The sequence below is a fragment of the Streptomyces roseolilacinus genome, assembly GCF_014649335.1.
GTDB lineage: Bacteria > Actinomycetota > Actinomycetes > Streptomycetales > Streptomycetaceae > Streptomyces > Streptomyces roseolilacinus.
The window spans coordinates 176838-203127 of the sequence record NZ_BMSV01000011.1 but is presented as its reverse complement, the minus strand read 5'-3'; the positions used below and the strand labels follow the sequence as shown (position 1 = coordinate 203127).

Genomic DNA, 26290 nt, shown 5'->3' with positions numbered 1-26290 from the left:
GCCCGCCGCAGCCCGCGCGCCCCCGACTGACGCTTACAGCGGAACCCGTCCCCCCGCCGCCGCCCCATCGGGCAGCATGTGCCCATGCCCGTACTGACGCGCGAAGAGGCGCAGACCCGAGCCCGGATCCTGGACGTCCACCGTTACGCGATCGACCTCGACCTGACCACCGGCGACGACACCTTCGACTCGACCACCGTCGTCGAGTTCACCGTCCGCACCGCCGGTGACACCTTCGTCGAGGTGAAGCCCGCCACCCTGCGCGGCGCGACCCTGGACGGGCGGCCCCTCGACCCGGCCACCCTGGACGACAACCGGCTCCCCCTCACCGGCCTCACCGAGGGCCGCCACGAACTCCGCGTCGACGCCGCCATGCGCTACTCCCGCACCGGCGAGGGCATGCACCGCTTCACCGATCCCGCCGACGGCGAGACCTACACCTACACGCAGCTGTTCCTGGACGACGTGCAGCGCGTCGCCGCCGCCTTCGACCAGCCCGACCTCAAGGCCGTCTTCGACGTCACCGTCACCGCCCCCGACCACTGGACGGTCCTCGCCAACGGCACCACCACGCGGCAGGAGGACGGCCGCTGGAAGGCCGCCACCACCCCCCGCATCTCCACCTACCTCGTCGCGGTCGCCGCCGGACCCTGGCACTCCGTGCGCACCGAGCACGCCGGGCTGCCCTTCGGCATCCACTGCCGCCGCTCCCTCGCCCCCCACCTCGACGCCGACGCCGCCGAGATCCTCGACGTCACCCGGCGCTGCTTCGACCGGTACCACGAGAAGTTCGACGAGCCGTACCCCTTCGACTCCTACGACCAGGCGTTCGTCCCCGAGTTCAACGCCGGCGCCATGGAGAACCCGGGCCTCGTCACCTTCCGCGACGAGTTCGTCTTCCGCTCCGCCGTCACCGTCGCCGAACGGCAGACCCGCGCCATGGTCATCGCCCACGAGATGGCCCACATGTGGTTCGGCGACCTCGTCACCCTCACGTGGTGGGACGACATCTGGCTCAACGAGTCCTTCGCCGAGTACATGGGCTACCAGACCGTCAACGAGGCCACCATCCGGTACCCCGACACGTGGATCGGCTACGGCATCGCCCGCAAGTCCTGGGGGTACGACGCCGACCAGCGCCCCTCCACCCACGCCGTCGCCCCCGACCCCGAGGCCGTCCCCGACACGGCCTCCGCCCTGCTCAACTTCGACGGCATCTCCTACGCCAAGGGCGCCTCCGCCCTGCGCCAGCTCGTCGCCTGGATGGGGGAGAAGGAGTTCCTCGCCGGCATCAACAACCACTTCGCCCGCCACAAGTTCGGCAACGCCACCCTCGCCGACTTCATCGACAACCTCGCCTCGGCCACCGACCGCGACGTCCACGCCTGGGCCGACGCCTGGCTCCGCACCACCGGCATCGACACCCTCACCGCGGACGTCACCACCGGGCCCGGCCGCTGGGACCTCGCCCTCCGCCGCGAGGGCAGCCGCCCCCACCGCGCCACCGTCGGCGTCTACGACCGCGACCTCGGCGACAGCCGCACCCTGGTCCTGCGGGAGCGGTACGAGACGGACGTCCCGCAGGACGCCCCCGAGAGCCGCCCCGGCCCCCGCCCCGCGCTCGTCCTCCCCAACGAGCACGACCTCACCTACGCCAAGATCCGCCTCGACGACGTCTCCCTGGAGACCACCCTGCGCGGCATCTCCGGCGTGCCCGACCCGCTCACCCGCGCCGTCCTGTGGAACACCCTGCGCGACATGGTCCGCGACGGCGACCTCGCCCCCGCCGACTACCTCGCCACCGCGCACGCCCACCTCCCGGAGGAGACCGACGTCTCCCTCGTCGACAGCGTCCTCGGCTTCGCCCTCCACCAGATCGCCGACCGCTACGTCCCCGCCGCCGACCGCGCCGCCGCCCGCGCCACCCTCACCGACCTCGCCCGCGACCTCATCCGCCGCACCGAGGACGGTGAGAACCCCGGCCTCCGCCTCACCGCCGTGCGCCACTTCATCGACTGCACCGACCGCACCGGCACCCTCCACGCCTGGCTCGGCGACGGCGCCGTCCCCGGCGGCCCCGACCTCGACCCCGAGCTGCGCTGGCGCGCCCTGCGGCGCCTCGCCGCCCTCGGCGCCACCGACGAGGCCGCCATCGACGCCGAACTCGACCGCGACCCCAGCGCCACCGGGCAGGAGGGCGCCGCCCGCTGCCGCGCCGCCCTGCCCACCGCCGAGGCCAAGGACACCGCCTGGGAGCGCATGTTCCACGACGACACGCTCTCCAACTACCTCTTCAACGCCACGGCCGAAGGCTTCTGGCAGCCCGAGCAGGCCGACCTCCTCGCCCCGTACGTCCCCCGGTACTACCCCGAGGCCACCGCCCTGGCCGCCCGCCGGGGCCCCGCCATCGCCACCGCCGCCGGCCGCCACGCCTTCCCCGGCTACGCCGTCACCCGGGAGAACCTCCGGCTCGGCGACGGGCACCTCGAAACGGCCGACCTCACCCCGGCCCTCCGCCGCCAGCTCGTCGACCGCCTCGACGACCTGCGCCGCGCCCTGCGCGTCCGCGAGGGCTGACCCGCCCCCGCACGGCGGGGCGCCCCCGGCGGACACCGTCCGCCGGGGGCGCCCCGGTCCCGCGACTAGAACAGCGGCACACCCGCCCGCGTCAGCCGCCACCCCACCGAGGCGAACTCCGCCGGGTCCAGCACGCCCTTCGCCCGCACCCACTGGATGATCGTGTTGCGGATCTCGTCCGAGTCCGCCCACACCTGCTTCGCCTTCGCCACGTGCGGGAACGCGCCGCCGCCGCTCGCCCGGTAGTTGTTCACCGCCAGCACGAACTCCGCCGCCGGGTCGATCGGCGCCCCTCGGAACGACAGGCCCACGATCCGCGACCCGACCGGCTGCGCGATGTCGATGTCGTACGTCAGCCCGTACACCGCGTCGTAGTTGTAGTCCGGCGTGCCGTCCGCGTTCGTCAGCTTGGCGGTGTCCACCGGCTCGCCCGGCGCCGTCCGGACGTAGTACCTCGCCGAGTACTCCAGGTACTCCTTCAGCTGCGCACCCGTCAGGACGCGCGCCTCCAGGGTGTTCTCGAACGGGTACAGGCCCGCCGCGTCCCGGATGGTGATCCGGCCCGCCGGGATCGCCGCCGAACGCGAGAAGCACGACGCCTGCGACAGCACCGGCAGCCCCGCGTGGGCACCCCCCGCCAGCGCCGCCCGCACCGTCTCCGCCTGGACGTGGTTGATCAGGTCGATGATCGGCTCGTCCCGCCACGGCGCCTGCGCCGTCGACATCTCCACCGGGGACGTGCCGATCACCTGGTTGACGTACGCCACGACCTTCCGGTGCTCGTCCGCCAGCAGCCGCACGACCTTCGGGTCCTCCTCCACGGTGTTCGAGTTCAGCACCCGCGCGCCGACCCCCTCGACCACCCAGCGGCCCTTCGACCACACCAGGTCGAAGTCGAACAGCGTCAGCCGCTGCCCCCACTTCAGCGGCTCGGACAGGACGACCTCCTTGCCAGTCGCCTGGTTCGCCACCCGGTACTCGGGGATCTCCGTGTGCGCGTGGCCCACCAGGATCGCGTCGATCCCCGGCACCTGCTCGGCCACCAGCGCCGCCGCGTTCTCGACGTACGGCAGCTGGTCACCGTACGAGGACGTGCCGCTCGACCCGGAGTGCGCCGACACGACCACCACGTCGGCGCCCATCGACCGCAGCTTCGGCACCCAGCGCGCCGCCTGCTCCTCCAGGCCCGGGAACACCATCTTCCCGTCGACGTTCGCCTTGTCCCAGATCGCGATGCCCGGGTTCGTCAGCCCCAGCACCGCCACCCGCACGTCCCGTCCGCACGGCGTCCGCAGCCGGTGCATGCTGTACGGCGCGAACGCCGGGCGCAGCGTCCTCGCGTCCAGCGCGTTGGCCCCCAGCAGCGGGAAGTCGCACTGCTCCTCGAACTTCCGCAGCACCGGGATGCCGTAGTTGAACTCGTGGTTGCCGAGCGCCGCCGCGTCGTACCCGATGGCGTTCATCGCCTGCGCCATCGGGTGCACCGGACCGCTCTCGGCGGTGATCGGGTCGACCTTCGCGTAGTAGTACGACAGCTGCGTGCCCTGGATCGTGTCGCCCGCGTCGATCAGCAGGGTGTTCCCGCGGCCCTTCTCCGCGCGGATCCGGTCCACCAGCGTCGAGATCTTGGCCAGGCCGACGTCGTTGTGCGCCTTGTCGTCGAACTCCCGGTCCGTGAAGTAGTCCCAGTTGAAGACGTGGCCGTGCAGGTCCGTCGTGCCCATCACGGTGAAGGAGTACCGCTTGGGCACCGGCTTCGCCTGGGCGGCGGGGGCCGCCGCCGTACCCGTCACGGTCACACCGGCGCCCACGGCGGCGGACCGCCCCAGAAACGACCTGCGGTTCAGCGGCATGCGTACTCCCCTTTGTTCCTTTACACAACGCGCGTAGACACGACGCGCGTAGATTCTGGACCAGGCGCGTCGGCCTCGAACAGCCCCCTCAGGTTTCGATCCGGTGACCGCGTGCGAAAGACACCACATGGCCACCCCCGAAGCCCCCCGCATCACGGTCCACGGCGAAGCCCACGTCGAGACCGACCCCGACCTCGCCCGCATCGGCGTCACCGTCACCGCCCGCGGCGCCGACCGGCGCGCCACCCTCGAGGACCTCACCCGCCGCAACGCCGCCGCCGTCGACCTCGTCCGCGGCTACGGCGCCGCCGTCGACAGCCTGGAGACCGGCGCCCTCACCCTCACCCCCGAACTCACCCGCCGCGGCCGGGGCGAACACGTCCGCACCCACCACGGGACCGTCCACCTCACCGCCGCCCTCAGCGACTTCACCGCACTCGGCGAGCTCGTCACCCGCCTCGCCGACCTCGACCTCACCCGCGTCGACGGCCCCTGGTGGAGCCTGCGCCCCACCTCGCCCGCCCACACCCAGGCCCGCCGGCAGGCCGTCGAGGACGCCGTCCACCGCGCCCGCGACTACGCCCACGCCCTCGGTACGGAGGTGGCCGCCCTCCTCGAACTCGACGACACCGCCCCCGACCACCTGCCCTTCGGCGCCGGAACCGCCCGCATGGCCTTCGCCACCGAAGGCGCCGAGGCCCCCCCGCCCCTCGACCTCCAGCCGCAGCGCCAGACCGCCACGGCCCGCGTCACCGCCCGGTTCACCCTCCACCCGCCGACCCTCTGACACACCGAAAAACCGCTCATCGGAGCAGTCCGCCGCCCACTTCAACACTTGTCAAAAGCCGGTCACCCAAAGGAGGTTGACCCGTCATCCGCAGCCAAACCTCTACCCACCGGTAAGCCCTAGGCTCGAACCATGCGCCGAGCCAAAATCGTCTGCACCCTGGGACCCGCCACCCACACGTACGACCAGATCAAGGCCCTCGTCGAAGCGGGAATGGACGTGGCCCGCTTCAACCTCAGCCACGGCACCTACGCCGACCACGAAGAACGCTACGCCCACGTCCGCAAAGCCGCCGACGAGACCGGCCGCAGCGTCGGGGTCCTCGCCGACCTTCAAGGCCCGAAGATCCGCCTCGGCCGCTTCCGCGAGGGCCCCGTACTCCTTGAACGCGGCGACGACTTCACCATCACCACCGAACCCGTCGAAGGCGACCGCGCGCGGTGCGGCACCACCTACGACGGCCTCCCCGCCGACGTCACCCCCGGCGAGCGCATCCTCGTCGACGACGGCCGCGTCGCCCTCCAGGTCACCGCCGTCGACGGCCCCCGCGTCCACACCCGGGTCGTCGAGGGCGGCATGGTCTCCGACCACAAGGGGCTCAACCTCCCCGGCGTCGCCGTCTCCGTCCCCGCCCTCTCCGGGAAGGACGTCGACGACCTCCGCTGGGCCCTGCGCACGGGCGCCGACGTCGTCGCCCTCTCCTTCGTCCGCAGCGGCCGCGACGCCGAGGACGTCCACCGCGTCATGGACGAGGAGGGGCGCCGCGTCCCCGTCATCGCCAAGATCGAGAAGCCCCAGGCCGTCGACAGCATCGACGACATCGTCGCCGCCTTCGACGGGATCATGGTCGCCCGCGGCGACCTCGGCGTCGAGATGCCCCTCGAACAGGTCCCGATCGTCCAGAAGCGCGCCGTCAAGCTCGCCAAGCGCAACGCCAAACCGGTCATCGTCGCCACCCAGATGCTCGACTCGATGATCGAGAACTCCCGGCCCACCCGCGCCGAGGCCAGCGACGTCGCCAACGCCGTCATCGACGGCACCGACGCCGTCATGCTCTCCGGCGAGACCAGCGTCGGCCGGTACGCCGTCGAGACGGTCCGCACCATGAGCCGCATCGTCACCGCCGCCGAAGAGGACGTCCTGGCCAAGGGCCTCCCGCCGCTCACCGAACGCAGCAAGCCCCGCACCCAGGGCGGGGCCGTCGCCCGCGCGGCCGCCGAGATGGGCGACTTCCTCGGCGCCAAGTTCCTCGTCGCCTTCACCCAGTCCGGCGACACCGTCCGCCGCCTCAGCCGCTACCGCTCGCCCATCCCGCTGCTGGCCTTCACCCCCGACCCGGCGACCCGCTCCCAGCTCAACCTCACCTGGGGCGTCGAGACCTTCCTCGGCCCGCACGTCGACTCCACGGACGCGATGGTGGCGCAGGTCGACGAGCACCTGCTGAAGGTCGGCCGCTGCCGGCCCGGCGACATCGTGATCATCACCGCGGGCTCCCCGCCCGGCGTGCCCGGCACCACCAACATGGTCCGCGTCCACCACATCGGGGAGGCGGTCCGCTAGGACACCGCCCTCTCCGGGCGCCCGGCGGCGCGACGGGCGCCCTCCGGGCGGCGGGGCCGCCGGTACCGGACCGCCGCCGTACACGCGGCGCGGCCACGCGGAGCCGGGTTCGCCGTCGGGTCCCCGGACGCGCGCGGACCCGGTGGTGAAGGGGCATCGGGGGCGCTCGTGGCGCCTTCGCCCGCCGCCGGCGGGGTGCGCGGTCCGGTCGGCGACCCGGCGGGCGGCGTGGCTCCGGCTCCCGGGCGGGACGGCCGTCGTCCGGTCGCGCGCGGGCGGTGTGAGCGGGGCGGCATCGGCGCGCAGGGGATTCCCACGGGGTTCCGGTGGGGCGGGAGGCGGGGCCTCCACCGCTGCCGGCTGGTCGCGGCCACCCGAATTCGTGACCATGGAACCTTTGGAAAAGTACCCCGGGTGGGATTCGAACCCACGCTAGATGGTGTTTGAGACCATTGCCTCTACCGCTGGGCTACCGGGGCATCCTTTGAAACGAAGGTCAGCAGTGACCCTTGTGATTCCTACCTTACAGGAGCTGGGTAGGCTCATGGAGAGCTGTATCTGTCCCCAACGAGGAGCCTCCGTGACCGCCCCCGAGTCGCCCCAGCCCGTCGCCGACGACGACAAGTCGCACGTCCCGCCGCTGACGACCCGCGTCGTCATCGCCGAGGACGAGGCCCTCATCCGCCTCGACCTCAAGGAAATGCTGGAGGAGGAGGGGTACACCGTCGTCGGTGAGGCGGGCGACGGGGCCCGGGCGGTGGAGCTGGCCCGCGAGCACCGCCCCGACCTGGTGATCCTGGACGTGAAGATGCCCGTCCTCGACGGCATCTCCGCCGCCGAGAGGATCGCGGGCGAATCGCTCGCCCCGGTGCTGATGCTGACCGCGTTCTCGCAGCGCGAGCTGGTGGAGCGGGCGCGGGACGCGGGCGCCATGGCGTACCTGGTGAAGCCGTTCAGCAAGAGCGACGTCGTCCCGGCGATCGAGATGGCGGTGTCGCGGTTCGCGGAGCTGCGGGCGCTGGAGAAGGAGGTCGCGGACCTCGCGCAGCGCCTGGAGACGCGCAAGCTGGTGGACCGGGCGAAGAGCATCCTGCAGACGCAGTACGGCCTGACGGAGCCGGCGGCCTTCCGGTGGATCCAGAAGACGTCGATGGACCGGCGCATGTCGATGCAGCAGGTCGCCGAGGCGGTCATCGAGGACGCCGAGGAGAAGAAGGCCGCGAAGGGCCAGTAGCCCGGCCGGCGAGGCCGGTTCGCGCGGCCCGTGGGGGCCGTGAGGGTCATGTGAGTCGTGGGGAGGCCCCCGACTCGGTGTCCCCTCCCGTGTGAGGGGGTGGACGCCGGGTCGGGGGCCTTCGTCGTGAGGATCGCGCCGCAGCTCAGGAGCGGTTTTCGGCCGCGCCGCAGCGGCTTGTGAAGATCGTGTGACTGGCGCCGTGACGTCCGCTGGCCGGTAAGGAGTGTTCTGTTTCCGGCACATGACGCAGGTCACAGGCCGATCACACATCTCTCGGCCACCTATCCGGTGGCTTGAAAGCGCGATTACATTCCCCGCACACCGCACGGACAAGCGGTGTCATGTGAGGAAGTTGTTCGAACTTCCGGCTCACACAAGATCCGTTCGGGCGGCTCCAGGGAGTGCGTTGTGCTGAACAAAACCGTTGTCAGACTTGCGGTTCCGATGGTCGTGGGAGCTCTGGCGTTGACCGGGTGCGGCGACTCCGGCGGTGGTGACGGGACCGTCAGGATCGCCTTCCAGGGGCCGCTGTCGGGTGACAACGTCGCCCTGGGCGAGAACATGCAGAACGGCGTGAAACTGGCCATCGACCAGGCGAACGCCAAGGGCGACCTCGGCTTCGAGCTGGAGTACGTCGCCTCGGACGACCAGGGCCTGCCCGACAAGGCGACCGCGGCCGCGCAGAAGGTCATCGACGACGAGAGCGTCGTCGCGGTGGTGGGCCCGGCCTTCTCCGGCGCCACCAACACCGCCTCGCCGCTGTACGCGGAGGCCGGCCTGGTCACGGTGTCGCCCTCGGCGACCAACCCGACGCTGACCGACCCGAAGAACAACTTCACCAGCCTGCTGCGCGGCGTCCCCAACGACAGCCAGCAGGGCGCGGGCATGGCGACCTACTACGCCAAGAAGCTCAAGGCGAAGAAGGTCTACCTGATCGACGACAAGACCGACTACGGCGCGGGCCTGGCGGGCGTCGCCGAGAAGGGCCTGAAGGCGGCGGGCATAGAGGTGCTCCGCAAGTCCGTCCCGCAGAAGACGCCGGACTACAGCGCCACCGCGAAGGACGTCGTCAACTCCAAGTCCGACGCGCTGATCTACGCGGGGTACTACCAGGACGCCGCGCCGTTCGCGAAGAAGCTGAAGGAGGCCGGCTACAAGGGCGCGGCGATCTCCGGCGACGGCACGAACGACGTCAAGTTCGTCGAGCTGGCCGGCGACGCGTCCGAGAACTGGTTCCTGACCTGCCCCTGCACCGACGCCACCGTCGAGGCCGGTACGAAGAAGTTCTCGGCGGACTACCAGAAGGCGTTCAACCGGGCGCCCGGCACGTACTCGGCCGAGTCGTACGACATCACCAACATGATCATCGAGCAGCTCAGGGCGGCCAAGGGCGGGGTGGAGCGCGAGCCGCTGCGCGACGCCCTGGCGAAGGCCTCCTACAAGGGCCTGACGAAGACGTTCTCCTTCGACGAGAACGGCGAGTTCAAGGGCACGGACGTGTACCTGTACCAGGTGAAGGGCGGCAAGATCGCCTACCAGGGCAACATCAACCAGCTGGCCGGCTGAGCCGGAGCGGCTGAACGCCAGGTGATCGGGGGTCGGGAGGCGCTGGTCTTCCGGCCCCCGCCCGGTACCGGGGACCCCTCGGACGGTCCCCGCCATGTTCGATCCGCACGTTCCGCCGCGGGCCGCAGCCGCGCCATGAGCGCCCCGGTCCCGCCGGTTCCCACAAGGAAGTCTCTTCCATGTCCCTTCAGGAATTCTGGGACTATCTCGTCCTGGGTGTGATGCTCGGCTCGTTGTACGCCGTCATCGCCATCGGTTACACACTCGTCTACGGCGTCCTCCAGCTCATCAACTTCGCGCACAGCGAGGTGTTCATGCTGGGGGCCTACGGCAGCCTCATCGTCCTCCAACTGCTCGACCCGGGCGACAACCCCTCCGCCCTGGCGTCCATCGGCTTCGTGGCCCTGGCCATGGCCGGCTCGGCCCTCTTCGGCGGCGTCACCGCGTACGGCCTGGAGAAGGTGGCCTACCGGCCGCTCCGCCGCCGGGGCGCGCCGCGCCTGATCTTCCTGATCACGGCGATCGGAGCCTCGTTCTTCCTCTACAACCTGGCGGGCAAGCTGTTCGGCCGCGACCCGATGACGCTGCCCGAGATGTACGACAACCACGACGTGTTCAGCGTCTTCGGCGCGGGCGTGAACATCACGCAGGTGCTGCAGTTCCTCACCGCCGTGGTGATGATGGTGGGCCTCGACCTGCTGGTGAACCGGACGAAGCTCGGCAAGGGCATCCGGGCCGTCGCGCAGGACGCCGAGGTGGCGTCGCTGATGGGCGTCGACATCGACCGGGTGATCTCCCGGACGTTCGTGATCGGCGGTGTGCTCGGCGGCGTGGCCGGCTTCCTCTTCGCGAACCTCAACCAGGTGTCGTACACGATGGGGTTCATCCCCGGCATCACGGCGTTCGCGGCGGCCGTGGTGGGCGGTATCGGCAACATCCGCGGCGCGATGGCGGGCGGTGTGCTGATCGGTGTCGTGGAGACGATGACGGTGCCGCTGCTCGGTGACGAGTGGCGGAGCGTGTCGGCGATGGTGGTTCTGATTCTCGTGCTGATGTTCCGTCCGATGGGCATCCTCGGCAAGCAAGTGGGGAGGGCGGCATGAGCGCGGTGGAGACTTCCGTGAAGGACGTGGCGTCCGCGGCGAGCAGGCTGCGCCGTACGGCGTGGTACCGGCAGCCCCGGTTCACGCGGCTGTGGGCGATGGTGGCGCTGGGCGTGCTGCTGGCGCTGGTGACGGGCGAGCAGGGCAACACCCGGGACATCTTCTTCTCCCTGGAGGGGTCGCTGACCGGCCCCAACCTGTGGGTGTGCCTGGCGCTGACCGTGGGGGTGTGGGCGCTGCGGGAGTTCGCCTCGACGCCGATCAAGGGCGCGGTGGACCAGGCGAAGGCGGCGGTGGGCCGTCCCGGCGGCGCGCTGCGCGACCGGCTCCAGGGCGACCAGCGGCTGCGGTGGGGCCTGATCGGGCTGGCGCTGGTGCTGGCCCTGGTCGTGCCGTCGATGCTGTCGCGGACGTGGCAGACGGTCCTGGTGGACCAGATCGCGATCTTCGCGCTGCTGGCGATCGGCCTGAACGTGGTGATCGGCTGGGCGGGTCTGCTGGACCTCGGGTTCTTCGCCTTCTTCGCGGTGGGCGCGTACTCGACGGCGTTCTGGACGGGACGTCTGCCCGTCGAGCCGCCGATGGTGCTCAACCCGTTCTGGGTGATCCCCATCGCGGTGGTGACGTGCCTGGTCACCGGCCTGCTGCTCGGGGCGCCGACGCTGCGGCTGCGCGGTGACTACCTGGCGATCGTGACGCTGGGCTTCCACGAGATCATCTACCTGGTCGCGAAGAACGCGGACGGGGTGACCGGCGGCCCGCAGGGCGCCCGGCTGATCCCGGACTTCTCGTTCGACTTCGCCGGCATCGAGTACACGTGGTCGATCAAGCCGCTGCCGTACTGGTACCTGCTGGTCTTCTTCATCGTGCTGGTGATCGTGCTGTTCTCGCGGCTCGAACACTCACGGGTCGGCCGGGCGTGGACCGCGATCCGCGAGGACGAGATCGCCGCGGCGGCGAACGGCGTGGACACGGTGCGGTTCAAGCTGATGGCGTTCGCGATCGGCGCGTCGACGTCGGGTGTGGCCGGGGTGATCTTCACCAGCAAGTACGGCTACATCAACCCCGAGGTGTTCCCGCTGCTCCAGTCGATCCTGATCCTGGCGTACGTGATCTTCGGCGGCATGGGATCGATCCCGGGCGTGCTGATGGGAGCGGCGGCGCTGGTGTGGCTGCCGGAGGCGCTGAAGGACTACGTGGACGCGTCGGACCGGTACATGTACCTGGGCGCGCTGCTTGTGATCATGATGATCTACCGGCCACAGGGCATCTGGCCCTCACGCCGTCGTCAGCGTGAGCTGAAGATGGCGGAGGAGGGCCTCGGTGACGCGGACGCGATGTCCGAGCCGGCGGGAGGCAAGGCCTGATGAGCACTGAAGTGACGGGTACGTCCACCGAGGAGCTCGTGCTCCGGGTGACGGATGTGACGCTGCGGTTCGGCGGGTTGACGGTCCTCGACAAGGTCGACATGTCGATGCGCCGGGGCGAGGTGCTCGCGGTGATCGGCCCGAACGGTGCGGGGAAGACGTCGTTCTTCAACTCGCTGACCGGTGCGTACACGCCGCAGGAGGGGAGGATCGCCTTCCTGCCCAAGGGCGGCGGCGAGAAGTCGCTGCTGGGCAGCAAGCCGCACCTGGTGAACCGGGCGGGAGTGGCGCGTACGTTCCAGAACATCCGGCTGTTCTCGGCGCTGACGGCGCTGGAGAACGTGAAGATCGCGGCGGAGACGCGGCTGAAGGCCGGCCCCGTGTCGATCATGCTGGGGCTGCCGAGCGCGCGGCGCGCGGAACGCGAGAGCGACGAGCGGGCCCACCGGCTGCTGCGGTTCGTGGGCCTGGAGGACAAGCTCAACGAGATCGCCGGCAGCCTGAGCTACGGCGACCAGCGGAGCCTGGAGATCGCCCGGGCCCTCGCGACGGACCCGCAGGTGCTGCTCCTCGACGAGCCGGCGGCGGGGACGAACCCGACGGAGAAGCTGGAACTGGAGCAGCTCATCCGCCGGATCAACGCCGAGCTGGGCGTGAGCGTGCTGCTGATCGAGCACGACATGCGGCTGGTGATGTCGGTCGCGGACCGCGTGATGGTGCTCAACTTCGGCAAGAAGATCGCCGAGGGCACGCCGAGCGAGGTCCAGCAGCACCCGGCGGTGATCGAGGCGTACCTGGGTGCGTCGGCCGAGGACGCGGGAACGGTTCGGCAGGTGGCCGAGGAGGCGGCCGGGACACCGGCGGACTCCGACGGCGCGTCGGCCGGGGGCGCGGTCGCGGCCGTGGCCGCGGTCGACGTGGCGGTCGACGTGGCGTCCGACCCGGCGTCCGACACGGCGGAGGAAGAGGCCGCGCCGGAGTCAGCCGGGGACGAGCCGGTCGTACCGGAGGCCGCCGGGGACGAGCCGGCCGACGCCGGGGAGCCGACCGGCGCGGACGACGGGGACGACGCCGACGCCGGGGACCCGGCGGGGACGGGCGCCGAGGACGAGCCGACCGCGTCGGAAGAGGCCGGGGGCGAGCCGGACGGGGCGGCGCCGGACGGGACGGCCAAGGGGTCGGGCGGCGGCAGCCGCGCGCGGAGTGACGAGGAGAGCGGCGAGTGAGCACGACGGCACAGCTGCGGACGGAATCCGGCGACGCCGGGACCCCGGACGCCCCGCTGCTCGAACTGAAGGAGATGCGGGTGTTCTACGGCGCCATCGAGGCGCTGAAGGGCATCGGCCTGACGGTCGGCAAGGGCGAGATCGTCGCCCTCCTCGGCGGCAACGGCGCCGGGAAGACGACCACGCTCCGCACGGTCTCCGGCATGCTCCAGCCCCGCCACGGCGAGGTGCTGCTGCGCGGCGAGCGGATCGACGGCATCAAGTCGCACGAGCTGGTCCGCTTCGGCATCGGGCACGTCCCCGAGGGGCGGCGGGTCTTCGCGACGATGACCGTGTTGGAGAACCTGGAGATGGGCGCCTACAAGTTCTCGTCGGTGGACTCCGGCGACCTGGACCGGGTGTTCACGCTCTTCCCGCGCCTCGCCGAGCGCCGCTCGCAGCAGGCGGGCACCCTGTCCGGTGGCGAGCAGCAGATGCTGGCGATCGGCCGCGCGCTGATGGGCCGGCCCGAACTGCTGCTGCTGGACGAGCCGTCCATGGGCCTGGCGCCGCTGATCGTCCAGCAGATCTTCGAGATCATCAAGGAGATCAACGACCAGGGCACCACGGTGCTGCTGGTGGAGCAGAACGCCACGCAGGCCCTGGGCCTGGCCGACCGCGGGTACGTCCTGGAGACGGGCTCCGTGGCGATGTCCGGTCCGGCGGGCGAGCTGCTGTCCGACAGCCGGATCCGCGCGGCGTACCTCGGTGAGGGCGCGGCCTGATCCCACGGGACGAGAGCGCCGGGCGCCCCGCGGGGGGCCCGGCGCTCTCGGCGTCCGTCAGGCGGTGCCCGGGATGTTCTCGGCGTCCTGCGGGGTGGCGTCGCGCAGCATGCAGGTGAGTCGCGCCGTGCAGACGCGCTTGTCCTGCTCGTCGGTGATGACGACCTCGTACGTGGCGGTGGAGCGCCCGCGGTGCACCGGGGTGGCGACGCCGGTGATGAGCCCGGAGCGGACCCCCCGGTGGTGGGTGCAGTTCAGGTCGACGCCCACGGCGATCTTCCGGGAGCCGCCGTGGAGCATCGCGCCCACGGAGCCGAGCGTCTCGGCGAGCACGGCGGAGGCCCCGCCGTGGAGGAGCCCGTAGGGCTGGGTGTTGCCCTCGACGGGCAGGGTGCCGACGACGCGGTCGGGGGCGGCCTCGACGATCTGCAGGCCCATGCGGTTGCCGAGGTGGCCCGCGGAGAAGAGGGCGGGCAGGTCGACGCCGAGCGCGGCGTACTCGTCGATGACCTCTTGCGGGAACTTGGCTGCGGTCTGCTCGCCCATGGGGCCCGAACTCCGTTCGTCGTCGTACGGCTGTCCTGGTGACGCTGCTGAGCGAACGCTCAGTCGGCCGGTGATTGTTCCAGACGGATGACGACGGACTTGCTGGCGGGGGTGTTGCTGACGTCCGCGGTGGCGTCCAGCGGCACGAGGACGTTCGTCTCCGGGTAGTACGCGGCGGCGCAGCCCCGCGCGGTCGGGTAGTGGACGACCCGGAAGCCGGGGGCGCGGCGCTCGACGCCGTCGGTCCACTCGCCGACCAGGTCGGCGTACGAACCGTCGGCGAGGCCCCGCTCGCGCGCGTCGTCGGGGTGGACGAGGACGACGCGGCGGCCGCCCTTGATGCCGCGGTAGCGGTCGTCGAGGCCGTAGACGGTGGTGTTGTACTGGTCGTGCGAGCGCAGAGTCTGCAGCAGCAGCCGGCCTTCGGGGACCCGGGGGTACTCGACGGGGGCGGCGGTGAAGTTGGCCTTGCCGGTCGCGGTGGGGAAGCGCCGCTCGTCGCGCGGGGCGTGCGGGAGGGCGAACCCGCCCGGGGCGGCGGCGAGCCGGGCGTTGAAGTCCTCGAAACCGGGCACCACGCGCGCGATGCGGTCGCGGATGGCGGCGTAGTCCTCCTCGAACTCCTCCCACGGGGTGGCCGACGAGGCGCCGAGGACGGCGCGGGCCATGCGGGCCACGATGGCCGGCTCGGACAGCAGGTGGGGGCCGGCGGGCGGCAGGTTGCCCCGGGAGGCGTGGACCATGCCCATCGAGTCCTCCACCGTGACGAACTGCCGCCCGGACGCCTGCACGTCCCGATCGGTGCGGCCGAGGGTGGGCAGGATCAGCGCGCGCGTGCCGGTGACGGCGTGGGACCGGTTGAGCTTGGTGGAGACGTGCACGGTGAGCCGGGCGCGGCGCATCGCGGCCTCGGTGACGCGGGTGTCGGGAGTCGCGCCGACGAAGTTGCCGCCCATCGCGAAGAAGACCTTCGCGCGGCCGTCGCGGAGCGCCCGGATGGAGCGGACCACGTCGTACCCGTGGTGCCGGGGCGAGGTGATGCCGAACTCCTGGTCGAGGGCGTCGAGGAACGCCTCCGAGGGGCGTTCGAAGATGCCCATGGTGCGGTCGCCCTGGACGTTGGAGTGACCGCGGACCGGGCAGACCCCGGCGCCGGGGCGGCCGATGGCGCCGCGCAGCAGCAGGAGGTTGACGATCTCCCGGATGGTGGGCACGGAGTGCTTGTGCTGGGTGAGGCCCATCGCCCAGCAGACGATCGTGCGGCGCGAGGCGAGGACCATCCGCAGGGCGCTCTCGATCTCGTCGCGGGTCAGCCCCGTCGCGGCGAGCGTCTCGTCCCAGTCGGCGGCGCGGGCGGCGGCGGCGAAGTCCTCGAAGCCGTGCGTGTGGGTGCGGACGAACTCCTCGTCGACGGCGCCCTCGGTGTCCAGGACGAGCTTGTTGAGGAGGCGGAACAGGGCCTGGTCGCCGCCGATGCGGATCTGCAGGAACAGGTCGGTGAGGGCCGAGCCCTTCAGCAGGCCCTTGGCGGTCTGCGGGTTCTTGAACCGCTCCAGGCCCGCCTCGGGCAGCGGGTTCACCGAGATGATCCTCGCGCCGGCCGCCTTGGCCTTCTCCAGCGCGGTCAGCATCCGGGGGTGGTTCGTGCCCGGGTTCTGCCCGGCGACGATGATCAGGTCGGCCTGGTGGAGGTCGTCGAGGGAGACGCTGCCCTTGCCGACGCCGAGGGTCTCGGTCAGCGCGGAGCCGGACGACTCGTGGCACATGTTGGAGCAGTCCGGCAGGTTGTTCGTGCCGAACTCGCGCGCGAAGAGCTGGAGCAGGAACGCGGCCTCGTTGCTGGTCCGGCCCGACGTGTAGAACAGCGCCTCGTCGGGGGAGTCCAGCGCGGTCAGCTCCTCCGCGATGATCGCGAAGGCCCGCTCCCAGCTGACCGGCTCGTACCGGTCGCCGCCCTCCGGCAGGTACACCGGGTGCGTGATGCGGCCCTGCTGGCCCAGCCAGTAGCCGCTGCGGTCCGCCAGGTCGGACAGCGGGTGCGCGGCGAAGAACTCCGGGGTGACCCGGCGCAGCGTGGCCTCCTCGGCGACGGCCTTGGCGCCGTTCTCGCAGAACTCCGCGACGTGCCGCTTGTCGCCCTCGGGCCAGGCGCACCCCGGGCAGTCGAAGCCGTCCTTCTGGTTGACCTTGAGGAGCGTGCGGGCCGTGCGGGTCAGACCCATCTGCGCCTGGGAGGCGCGCAGGCCGTGGACGACGCCGGGCAGGCCGGCGGCGGAGTGCTGGACGGCCGTCACCTGCGGAGCGTCCTGGACGGGGTCCCCTGCGGGCGGTTTGCTGGCCATGGCGCACTCCCTCGTTTCGCCGTACGTGTGTACGTGGGTACGCCTCCGATCCTGTCACGTGGGGACGGCGGCGTGTGGTGCCCGTCCGAGGTTGTCAGTGGAGCGTGGCAGGATCGTGTCCGTGGCTGAGAGAGCATCGAAGAAGACCGCACAAGACCGTCCGCGCCTGCTCCTCATGGACGGGCACTCCCTGGCGTACCGGGCGTTCTTCGCGCTGCCCGCGGAGAACTTCACGACGTCGAGCGGGCAGACGACCAACGCCATCTACGGCTTCGCGTCGATGCTGGCGAACACGCTGCGTGACGAGGCGCCCACCCACTTCGCGGTGGCGTTCGACGTGTCCCGCAAGACCTGGCGCTCCCGGGACTTCCCGGAGTACAAGGCGAACCGCTCCGCCACGCCCGACGAGTTCAAGGGCCAGGTCGAGCTGATCGGCGAGCTGCTGGACACGATGAACGCGGTCCGCTTCGCCGTGGAGGACTACGAGGCGGACGACATCATCGCCACGCTGGCCACGCAGGCGGAGGCCGCCGGTTTCGAGGTGCTGATCGTCACCGGCGACCGCGACTCCTTCCAGCTGGTCTCCGACCACGTCACGGTGCTCTACCCGACGAAGGGCGTCTCCGAGCTGACCCGGTTCACGCCGGAGAAGGTGCAGGAGAAGTACGGGCTGTCGCCGAGCCAGTACCCGGACTTCGCGGCGCTGCGCGGCGACCCGTCGGACAACCTGCCGGGCATCCCGGGCGTCGGCGAGAAGACGGCCACGAAGTGGATCAACCAGTTCGGGTCGTTCGCGGAGCTGGTGGAGCGGGCCGACGAGGTGAAGGGCAAGGTCGGGCAGGCCCTGCGCGACCACCTGGAGTCCGTGAAGCTGAACCGGCACCTGACGGAGCTGGTCCGGGACGTGCGGCTGCCGAAGTCGGTGGCGGAGCTGGAGCGCGCCCCCTACGACCGGTCCGCGCTCACCGGCTTCCTGGAGGTCATGGAGATCCGCAACCCGAGCCTGCGGGAGCGGCTGCTCGCCGTGGACCCGGGCGCCGGGGAGGAGGAGGCGCCCGCCCCGGCCGCCGGCGTGGAGCTGGACGGCTCGGTGCTGGACGCCGGCGAGCTGGCGCCGTGGCTGGAGCGGCACGGGGACCGGCCGCTGGGCGTGGTGACCGTGGACAGCTGGGCGCTCGGGGTGGGCAGCGTCGCCGAGGTCGCCCTCGCGGCGGCGGACGGCGCGGCGGCCTGGTTCGACCCGACGCGGCTGGACGAGGCCGACGAGCGCGCCTTCGCCGCGTGGATCGCGGACCCGGCCCGGCCGAAGGTCATGCACAACGCCAAGGCCGCCATGCGCGTCTTCCCGGAGCACGGCTGGAGCGTCGCCGGCGTCACGATGGACACGGCGCTCGCCGCGTACCTGGTGAAGCCGGGCCGCCGCTCCTTCGCCCTGGACGCGCTCGCCGTCGAGTACCTGGGGCGGGAGCTCGCCCCGCCGTCCGCCGCCGACGGCCAGCTGGCGTTCGGCGCGGACGACACGGCCGAGGCCGACGCGCTGATGACGCAGGCGCGGGCCGTCCTCGACCTGGGCGAGGCGTTCACCGCCCGCCTGGAGGAGGTGGGCGCGACGCGGCTGCTGCACGAGGTGGAGCTGCCCACCTCCGAGCTGCTCGCCCGGATGGAGCGGTACGGCATCGCCGCCGACCGGCCGCACCTGGAGGCGATGGAGCAGCAGTTCGCCGGCGCCGTCCAGCAGGCCGTGAAGGAGGCGCACGCCTCGGTCGGCCACGAGTTCAACCTGGGATCGCCCAAGCAGCTCCAGGAGGTCCTCTTCGGCGAGCTGAACCTGCCGAAGACCAAGAAGACCAAGACCGGCTACACCACGGACGCGGACGCGCTGGCCTGGCTCGCCGCCCAGACCGAGCACGAACTGCCCGTCGTCATGCTCCGCCACCGGGAGCAGGCGAAGCTCCGCGTCACCGTGGAGGGCCTGATCAAGACGGTCGCGACGGACGGCCGGATCCACACCACGTTCAACCAGACGGTCGCCGCGACCGGCCGGCTGTCCTCCACCGACCCGAACCTGCAGAACATCCCGGTCCGCACGGACGAGGGCCGCGCCATCCGCCGGGGCTTCGTCGTCGGCGAGGGCTTCGAGGCCCTGATGACCGCCGACTACAGCCAGATCGAGCTGCGCGTCATGGCGCACCTGTCGGAGGACGAGGGCCTCATCGAGGCGTTCACCTCCGGCGAGGACCTGCACACCACGGTCGCCTCCCAGGTCTTCGGCGTCGACAAGTCGGCGGTCGACGCCGAGATGCGCCGCAAGATCAAGGCCATGTCGTACGGACTGGCGTACGGCCTGTCCGCGTTCGGCCTGTCCCAGCAGCTGAACATCGAGGCCGCCGAGGCCCGCGCCCTGATGGACACGTACTTCGAGCGGTTCGGCGGCGTGCGGGACTACCTCCACCGCGTCGTCGACGAGGCCCGCGCGACCGGGTACACGGAGACGATGCTGGGCCGCCGCCGCTACCTGCCGGACCTCAACAGCGACAACCGGCAGCGGCGCGAGATGGCCGAGCGGATGGCGCTCAACGCCCCGATCCAGGGCACGGCCGCCGACATCGTGAAGGTCGCCATGCTCCGCGTCGGCCGGGCGCTGTCCGAGGCCGGCCTGAACTCCCGGATGCTGCTCCAGGTCCACGACGAGATCGTGCTGGAGCTCGCGCCGGGGGAGCGGGAGCGGGTCGAGGAGATCGTGCGCCGGGAGATGGCCTCGGCGGTCGAACTGCGGGCGCCGCTGGACGTGTCGGTGGGCGTCGGCCACGACTGGGAGTCGGCCGCGCACTGACCGGCCGGGACAACCCGGGAGGGCGGCGCGACCGTGCGAGGTCGCGCCGCCCCCTCACGGGGTGCGGCCCCGGGGCCGGAGCGCGGCGCCGGATCGCAGCCGCATCCCCGCGCCGTACAGGACGATCCCCACGGCCAGCCCTGCCCCGGCGCCGAAGCACGCGGTCGGGATGATGTCGAGCGGCGTCTCGATCCGCCCCCAGTACGCGTACCAGCGCAGGCACCGGTGGACGACCCCGGCCGCCAGGCACCCCGCGAGCACCCCGCCCGCCAGCCACCGGCCCCGCCGCGTCGGCACCGGCCGCAGCGCCCCCGCGGCCTCGGCCTGTCCGGCGGGTACGCGGCGCAGCGCCCCGTACCCGAACCACACCAGGACGGCCAGCGCCACGGCCGACCCGCCGTACTGGGCGTACAGGTACAGCGGGAAGCCCGCCACGAACTCGCCGAGCACGGGCAGCACGCGCACGCCCCACCGGTCGGCGTGGGTGAACAGGTCCCACACCACGTGGGTCGCCGCCCCGACGACCGCCGAGACGTAGAACCACGCCGCGAGCGCCGCCGGACGCCGCCCGCGCCACGGCCGGCCGCGCAGCACCGTGTGGACCCGGCCCCGCCACCGCCCCGGCAGCAGGGCCACCAGCGGCTCACGGACCATCAGCCACACACCGGTCAGCAGCGCGGCCGTCAGGGCGTCGACGGTCAGCACCCCCCACACGCCGTGCGTGACGTTTCCGAACGTCATGGCACCGGGCACGACACTGTCCGCGTAGTACGTCATGTCGGGCGAAAGCGACCCCGTGACGAGGGCCGAGGCGACCAGCGGACCCCGGGCGACGCCGGTCCTCCGCATCCCCGGCAGTACGGCGGCGGCGTGGCTGAGCGTGAACGGCATGGTCGGCGGTCCCCCCGGTAATCGGCCCTCAAACACCAGCCCGGTCAGTATCGGTCACGGCGCGATCGACCTGTGGCACCGTCAGGTCCGAGAGGGTCGCAAGGACGGTCGGTGACGAAAGCGTGAAAAGCGGTCACCCCTCGGTGTGAGGAAGACCCGAGTTGACGTAGGGTCGCCTGAGCCGCGCACTGGGGCGCGCGGCAGAGGCCTTCGGCGCCGACGGGCGCCACCGGGGAGGGACAGACGCATGGCAGCGCACATCCGCCGTCGACTGCGCAAGGGCGCCACGACCACCGCGGTCGCCGCCGCGGCCGTGGCCGCGCTCTCGGCATCACAGGCGCCGGGCGCCACTCCCGTCGCCGCCGGCGGCCAGCCGGCCGGCGACGCGACATCACCCACCTCGTCCGGCTCCACCGCCACGGGTGACTCGCCCTACTACACCGACCTGCCGCCGCTGAAGTCCCCCAACCCCGTGGGGCCCGGCGACGGCGGCCCCGTGGTCACCGGTCCGGCCGAAGCGGGCATCCCGGCCACCGTGCTCGCCGCGTACAAGCAGGCCGAGCAGCACCTGAGGACCACCAGGCCCGGCTGCAACCTGCCCTGGCAACTCCTCGCGGGCATCGGCAAGGTGGAGTCCGGGCAGGCGCGCGGCGGCCGCGTCGACGCCGCGGGCACCACCTTCTCGCCCATCCTGGGCCCCGTCCTCGACGGCAACGGCTTCGCCGACATCAGCGACACCGACGACGGCGCGTACGACGGCGACAGCCGCCACGACCGCGCGGTCGGCCCCATGCAGTTCATCCCGTCCACCTGGGCCTCCTGGGGTCAGGACGCCAACGGCGACGGCCGCAAGGACCCCAACAACATCTACGACGCCGCCCAGGCCGCCGGGATGTACCTGTGCGCCAACGGCCGCGACCTCGCGGTCAAGGCGGACCTCGACCGGGCCATCCTCAGCTACAACCAGTCCCGCGCCTACCTGCGCACGGTCCTGTCCTGGTTCGAGTTCTACCAGCGCGGCACGCACCAGGTCCCCGACGGCACCGGCGTGCAGCCCGGCGAGCGCAGCGACTCCCGCACCCCGGGCGGCACCCCGTACACGCCGACCCCGACGCCGGTCCCCACCCCGACGCCCACTCCGGCCCCGACGAAGACGCCGTCGCCCTCGACCACCCCGTCGCCCGGCACCTCGGCACCGTCGCCCGGCACGACCAGCCCGGCCCCCGGCCCGGCCCCCGTGGAGACGGTCCCGTCCCGGCCCGACCCCTCGTCCCCGCCGACCGGCCCGGCCCCGAAGCCGACCACGCCGCAGACCCCCGCCGACAAGGTGAACCGCCTCGCGGACGCCGGCACCGGCACGCTCACCGCCCCCGCCGGCACCGGGTTCGCCGAGCGCCCCTCCGTGGTCGCCCGCGACGCCTGGGGCAACGCCCTCGCCCTCGTACCGGTCCGGTTCGAGATCGCCGGCGACACCGACGCGCGCTTCGCGAACGGCGCCACCACCGCCACCGTCACCACCGGCGGCGACGGCACCGCCACCGCGCCCGCCCTGCGGGCCGGCGAGAAGACCGGGCGGTTCACCGTCCGCGCCACCGTCCCCCAGCGCCCCGCCCTCGCCCCCGTCGTCTTCGCGGCGACCGTCACCACCGGCCAGGCCGACGCCCTCGCCCGGACCGGCGGGACCCCGCTCACGGCCGCCCCGGAAGGGGAGTTCGCCCAGCGGCTCACGGTGAGGGCCACCCGCGGGGGAGCCCCCGTCCCCGGCGCCGCGCTGACCGCCACGATGGTCGCGCAGGGCCCCGACGGCACGCAGGCGCCCAGCGCCGACGGCCCCTACTTCAAGGACGCGCAGGGCGCACCGATCCGTACGCTCACCGGTCTCACGACCGACGCGGACGGCGTCCTCCAGCTCCCGCCGATGTACGCGGACGGCCGGACCGGCACGTTCCTGCTGCGCCTGACCGCCCCGGGCGGCGCGACGCTGACGGTGGAGCTCCAGGTCACCGCCGCCTGACCCGCCCCGCGCCCCGACGGCCCGCCCCCTCACCGGTACGAGGGCGGCGGGCCGTCAGCGTCGCGGGTTCGTACGCCGCGTCGGCGGCGCCGCCGAGGGGTCCTGCGGCCAGGGGTGCTTCGGGTACCGCCCGCGCAACTCCGCCCGCACCGACCGGTAGCCGTCCCGCCAGAACGACTCCAGGTCGGCCGTGACCGCCACCGGCCGCCCCGCGGGCGACAGCAGGTGCACCAGCACCGGCACCCCGGCCACCCGCGGCGTCCGGGCCAGCCCGAACATCTCCTGCAGTTTCACCGCGAGGACCGGCTGCTCGTCCCCGTACTCCACCCGGATCCGCGAGCCGCTCGGCACCTCGATCCGCTCCGGCGCCAGCTCGTCCAGCCGCGCCGCCTCCCCGCCCGCCCAGGGCAGCAGCCGCCGCAGCGCCTCCTCGACGTCGATCCGCGCCAGCCCCGCCCGCCTGCGCGCCGCCGACAGCTCCGGCTCCAGCCACTCGCCGGCCCGCGCCACCAGCGCCTCGTCCGACACCTCCGGCCAGGGCGCCCCCACCACCCGGCGCAGGAACGCCAGCCGCTCCCGCAGCCGGACCGCCTCCCGCGACCAGCGCAGCAGCCCGGGCCCCTCCCGCCGCAGCCCCTCCAGCAGCGCCTCCCGTACGAGCCCGGGCGCGGCGTCCCCGAGCGGCCGCACCACCAGGTCGACCGCGCCCAGCCGCTCCACCCGGCGCGCCACGACGTCACCGTCCTGCCACCGCACCTCGTCACCCGCCACCAGCAGGTGCCCGGCCGCGAGCCGCGCGGTGTCCTCGTCGCACACGGCGGCCAGCCGCACCCGGGCCGACGCCTGGTGCGCGGGCCGGTCGGCCACGGCCACGGCCAGCCAGCCGGCCGACCGCAGACCCGACTCGCGGCCCACCTCGGCGCCGGTCCCGGCCGCCATCAGGAAGGAGCCCCCGCCGCGCGCCCGCGCCACCCGCTCCGGGAACGCCAGCGCGACCACGATCCCGGCGGCCACGTCGTCCGGCACCCCGTCACCGGAGCCCCCGCGGGCCGGACCGGCCCCCGCCGGGCCGCCGGCCGCCCCACCGGTGCCCGGGGCGGCGAGCCGCCGGGCCAGCCGGCCGGCCTCCCGGCGCCACCGCGCCCCGTACGCGTCGCCGCCCCGGCGGGCCGCACGCCACGCGGCCGCCACGTCGTCGCCGTACTCGCGCGGCGGCTCCTCGCCCAGCAGGGCCACCAACTCCGCCGCCCGGCGCGCGCCCACCAGCGGCGCGCCGTCCAGCAGCGCCCGCGCCAGCCGGGGGTGCAGGCCCAGACGCGCCATCCGGGCGCCCCGCTCCGTCACCCGGCCGTGCGCGTCGACCGCGCCGACCGCCTCCAGCACCGACCGCGCCGCCGCCATCGCCCCCGCCGGCGGGGCGTCCAGCAGCGCCAGGCCCGACGCGTCCGGGTCGCCCCACGCCGCCGCCTGCAACGCGAACCCCGTCAGGTCCGCCACCCGGATCTCCGGCGCGGGGAAGGCCGGCAGGCGGCCGTCCTCCGCCTCCGGCCAGCACCGGTACACCGCGCCCGGCGCCTCGCGCCCCGCACGGCCCGCGCGCTGCCGGGCCGACGCCCGCGACGCCCGCAGCGTCACCAGCGAGCCCAGCCCCCGCGCGTGGTCCACCCGGGGCTCCCGCGCCAGGCCCGAGTCGACCACGACCCGCACGCCCGGCACCGTCAGCGACGACTCCGCCACCGACGTCGCCAGCACCACCCGCCGTCCGCGCCCCGGCGACAGCACCGCCTCCTGCACCGCGGCGGGGGCCCGGCCGTGCACCTGGAGCACCTCGACGCCGCGCAGGTCCGACAGCAGTCCCGCCACCCGGGCGATCTCGCCCACCCCCGGCAGGAAGCACAGCACGTCGCCCGCGCGCTCCGCCAGCGCCCGCCGCACCGTCCCCGCCACGTGCGCCAGCAGCGCGGGGTCCACGAACGTCCCGTGCGCCGGCCGCACCGTCCCGCCCGGCGGCGTCCACACCACCTCCACGGGGTGGGCCGTGCCCACCGCCCGAACGACCGGCGCACCGCCCAGCAGCCGCGCCCACCCCTCGGCGTCCGTCGTCGCCGACGCCGCCACCAGCCGCAGCTCCGGCCGCAGCGACTCCCGCACGTCCAGCAGGAAGGCGGCGACCGTGTCCGCGTCCAGGTGCCGCTCGTGGCACTCGTCGAGGACCACCACGTCCACCCCGGCCAGCTCCTGGTCCCGCTGGAGCCGCTGGAGCAGCACCCCGGTCGTCACCACCTCGACGACCGTCTCCCGCGACACGACCCGCTCGCCGCGCACCGCGAAGCCGACCCGGCCGCCGACCTCCTCGCCGAGCAGCCACGCCATCCGCCGGGCCGCGCCCCGCGCCGCGATCCGCCGCGGCTCGGCGACCACCACCCGGGCGCCCCGCTCCGCCAGCACCAGCGGCACGAGCGTCGTCTTGCCGGTCCCGGGCGGCGCGCACAGCACCGCGGCCCCGTGCTCGTCCAGCGCCTGCTCCAGCGCGGGCAGGGCGTGCCGTACCGGGAGCCGCCCCCACTCCTCCTCGCGGATCACGCGGCCCGCTCGCCCCGCTCGCACACGAAGATCGCCGTACCGGGCAGGAGGTTCCCCCGCAGCGGGGACCAGCCGCCCCACTCCTGGCCGTTCCAGGCCGGCCACTCCGGCTCCACCAGGTCCACCAGCCGGAAACCGCCCGCGACCACCTCCCGCACCCGGTCGCCGATCGTCCGGTGGTGCTCCACGTACACGGCCCGGCCCTGCTCGTCCTGCTCCACGTACGGCGTGCGGTCGAAGTACGAGGACGCCACCGTCAGCCCCTCGGGCCCCGGCTCGTCCGGGAACGCCCAGCGGATCGGGTGCGTCACGGAGAACACCCACCGGCCGCCCGGCCGCAGCACCCGCCACACCTCCCGGAAGACCCGCACCGGGTCGGCGACGAACGGCACCGCCCCGTACGCCGAGCAGGCCAGGTCGAAGGAGCCGTCCCGGAAGGGCAGCGCCCCCGCGTCGGCCTGGACCGGCCACAGCCCGTCCGCGCCGATGCGCAGGGCGTGCTGGAGCTGCCGGTGGGACAGGTCCAGCGCCACCGGCCTGGCGCCCTGGGCGGCCAGCCAGCGCGAGCACTGCGCCGCGCCCGCGCCGATCTCCAGGACGTCCAGGCCCCTCAGCGACCCGGCCGGCCCCAGCAGCCCCGCCTCCGCCTCGTCCAGCCCCTCGGGTCCCCACACGAACCGGTCGTCCCCGAGGAAGCCGCCGTGCTCGCTCTGGTACTCGTCGGCGTTCCGGTCCCACCAGCCGCGGCTCGCCCTGCTGCTCTCCGCGTCGCCGGCGTCACGGCGCGTGGCCTGGGGCTCGTAGTCTTGGATCATCTCGTCCATCGTTGTAGTTTGCGCACAGCGCGCATGGGGGCGGTCGTGACGGGCGCCCGCGGCGGTGTCGCGCGCCCCCGGTGTGTCACCGGCGCGTCGGGGCCAGGACGGCCTCGATCAAGCTTAGTTGTGCCGGGTATGCGGGGTTCCGCCCCGGGTGGGCGCCTTCGCGCATTGACCGTGTACCGCGGCGCCCGTATGCTAAAGGTTGCGCTGCGGGCCTGCG

Annotated in this window: 17 protein-coding genes and 1 tRNA gene; 11 read left to right on the top strand and 7 right to left on the bottom strand. The window is 73.0% G+C overall.

Annotated elements, in window-relative coordinates; translation table 11 throughout:
* The first annotated feature begins 84 nt into the window (after positions 1-84).
* The gene (gene pepN / locus IE106_RS24875; protein WP_189537430.1) at positions 85-2577 is read left to right on the top strand and encodes an aminopeptidase N; all 2493 of its coding nucleotides are present in this window, start codon (positions 85-87) and stop codon (positions 2575-2577) included.
* A 65-nt stretch (positions 2578-2642) separates the two neighbouring features.
* Here pepN and IE106_RS24870 read toward each other — a convergent pair whose 3' ends face one another.
* The gene (locus IE106_RS24870) at positions 2643-4430 is read right to left on the bottom strand and encodes a bifunctional metallophosphatase/5'-nucleotidase (RefSeq protein WP_189537429.1); all 1788 of its coding nucleotides are present in this window, start codon (positions 4428-4430) and stop codon (positions 2643-2645) included.
* 127 nt (positions 4431-4557) lie between these two features.
* Here IE106_RS24870 and IE106_RS24865 point away from each other — a divergent pair, with 127 nt between their 5' ends.
* Together IE106_RS24865 and pyk are read left to right on the top strand one after the other, a co-directional pair.
* Entirely contained in the window at positions 4558-5217 is a 660-nt protein-coding gene (locus IE106_RS24865; protein WP_189537428.1) for an SIMPL domain-containing protein, read from the top strand.
* 132 nt (positions 5218-5349) lie between these two features.
* Positions 5350-6777 (top strand): pyruvate kinase, encoded by a 1428-nt coding sequence (gene pyk, locus IE106_RS24860; RefSeq protein ID WP_189537427.1) that lies wholly within the window; start codon positions 5350-5352, stop codon positions 6775-6777.
* 406 nt (positions 6778-7183) lie between these two features.
* On the opposite strand, the gene IE106_RS24855 is transcribed toward pyk, so the two are convergent.
* A tRNA-Leu gene (locus tag IE106_RS24855) sits at positions 7184-7256 on the bottom strand.
* Between the two features lie 101 nt (positions 7257-7357).
* Here IE106_RS24855 and IE106_RS24850 point away from each other — a divergent pair.
* From IE106_RS24850 to IE106_RS24825, 6 genes are all read left to right on the top strand, one after another.
* The gene (locus IE106_RS24850) at positions 7358-8011 is read left to right on the top strand and encodes an ANTAR domain-containing response regulator (protein WP_189537426.1); all 654 of its coding nucleotides are present in this window, start codon (positions 7358-7360) and stop codon (positions 8009-8011) included.
* 447 nt (positions 8012-8458) lie between these two features.
* On the top strand, positions 8459-9580 hold the full coding sequence (locus IE106_RS24845; RefSeq protein ID WP_308427898.1) for a branched-chain amino acid ABC transporter substrate-binding protein: 1122 nt from the start codon (positions 8459-8461) through the stop codon (positions 9578-9580).
* Between the two features lie 179 nt (positions 9581-9759).
* Entirely contained in the window at positions 9760-10683 is a 924-nt protein-coding gene (locus tag IE106_RS24840) for a branched-chain amino acid ABC transporter permease (protein ID WP_189537424.1), read from the top strand.
* Complete coding sequence (locus IE106_RS24835) at positions 10680-12050, top strand: branched-chain amino acid ABC transporter permease (RefSeq protein ID WP_189537423.1); 1371 nt, start codon at positions 10680-10682, stop codon at positions 12048-12050. Before IE106_RS24840 ends, IE106_RS24835 begins: the two co-directional genes overlap by 4 nt.
* The gene (locus tag IE106_RS24830; protein WP_189537422.1) at positions 12050-13276 is read left to right on the top strand and encodes an ABC transporter ATP-binding protein; all 1227 of its coding nucleotides are present in this window, start codon (positions 12050-12052) and stop codon (positions 13274-13276) included. Before IE106_RS24835 ends, IE106_RS24830 begins: the two co-directional genes overlap by 1 nt.
* A gap of 74 nt (positions 13277-13350) precedes the next feature.
* Positions 13351-14040, top strand: coding sequence for an ABC transporter ATP-binding protein (locus IE106_RS24825; protein WP_189537491.1), 690 nt, complete (start codon positions 13351-13353; stop codon positions 14038-14040).
* Between the two features lie 57 nt (positions 14041-14097).
* Here IE106_RS24825 and IE106_RS24820 read toward each other — a convergent pair whose 3' ends face one another.
* Together IE106_RS24820 and IE106_RS24815 are read right to left on the bottom strand one after the other, a co-directional pair.
* Positions 14098-14586 carry a PaaI family thioesterase gene (locus IE106_RS24820; RefSeq protein WP_189537421.1) on the bottom strand — a complete coding sequence of 163 codons (489 nt, stop codon included), beginning with the start codon at positions 14584-14586 and terminating at the stop codon, positions 14098-14100.
* Positions 14587-14645: 59 nt separating this feature from the next.
* Entirely contained in the window at positions 14646-16928 is a 2283-nt protein-coding gene (locus tag IE106_RS24815) for an FdhF/YdeP family oxidoreductase (RefSeq protein WP_189537420.1), read from the bottom strand.
* A 121-nt stretch (positions 16929-17049) separates the two neighbouring features.
* Here IE106_RS24815 and polA point away from each other — a divergent pair, with 121 nt between their 5' ends.
* Positions 17050-19761 (top strand): DNA polymerase I, encoded by a 2712-nt coding sequence (gene polA / locus IE106_RS24810; protein ID WP_189537419.1) that lies wholly within the window; start codon positions 17050-17052, stop codon positions 19759-19761.
* Between the two features lie 54 nt (positions 19762-19815).
* Here the strand turns inward: polA and IE106_RS24805 are convergent, their stop codons facing one another.
* Positions 19816-20652, bottom strand: coding sequence for a DUF4184 family protein (locus tag IE106_RS24805; protein ID WP_189537418.1), 837 nt, complete (start codon positions 20650-20652; stop codon positions 19816-19818).
* Positions 20653-20899: 247 nt separating this feature from the next.
* Between IE106_RS24805 and IE106_RS24800 the strand changes: the two genes are divergently transcribed.
* A complete protein-coding gene (locus IE106_RS24800) occupies positions 20900-22666 on the top strand; it encodes a lytic transglycosylase domain-containing protein (protein WP_189537417.1) in 1767 nt (588 codons plus the stop codon).
* Positions 22667-22720: 54 nt separating this feature from the next.
* Here the strand turns inward: IE106_RS24800 and hrpB are convergent, their stop codons facing one another.
* Positions 22721-25249 carry an ATP-dependent helicase HrpB gene (gene hrpB, locus IE106_RS24795; RefSeq protein WP_189537416.1) on the bottom strand — a complete coding sequence of 843 codons (2529 nt, stop codon included), beginning with the start codon at positions 25247-25249 and terminating at the stop codon, positions 22721-22723.
* Positions 25246-26064 (bottom strand): class I SAM-dependent methyltransferase, encoded by an 819-nt coding sequence (locus IE106_RS24790; protein ID WP_189537490.1) that lies wholly within the window; start codon positions 26062-26064, stop codon positions 25246-25248. The genes hrpB and IE106_RS24790 overlap by 4 nt, the downstream gene beginning before the upstream one ends.
* Positions 26065-26290: the final 226 nt, after the last annotated feature.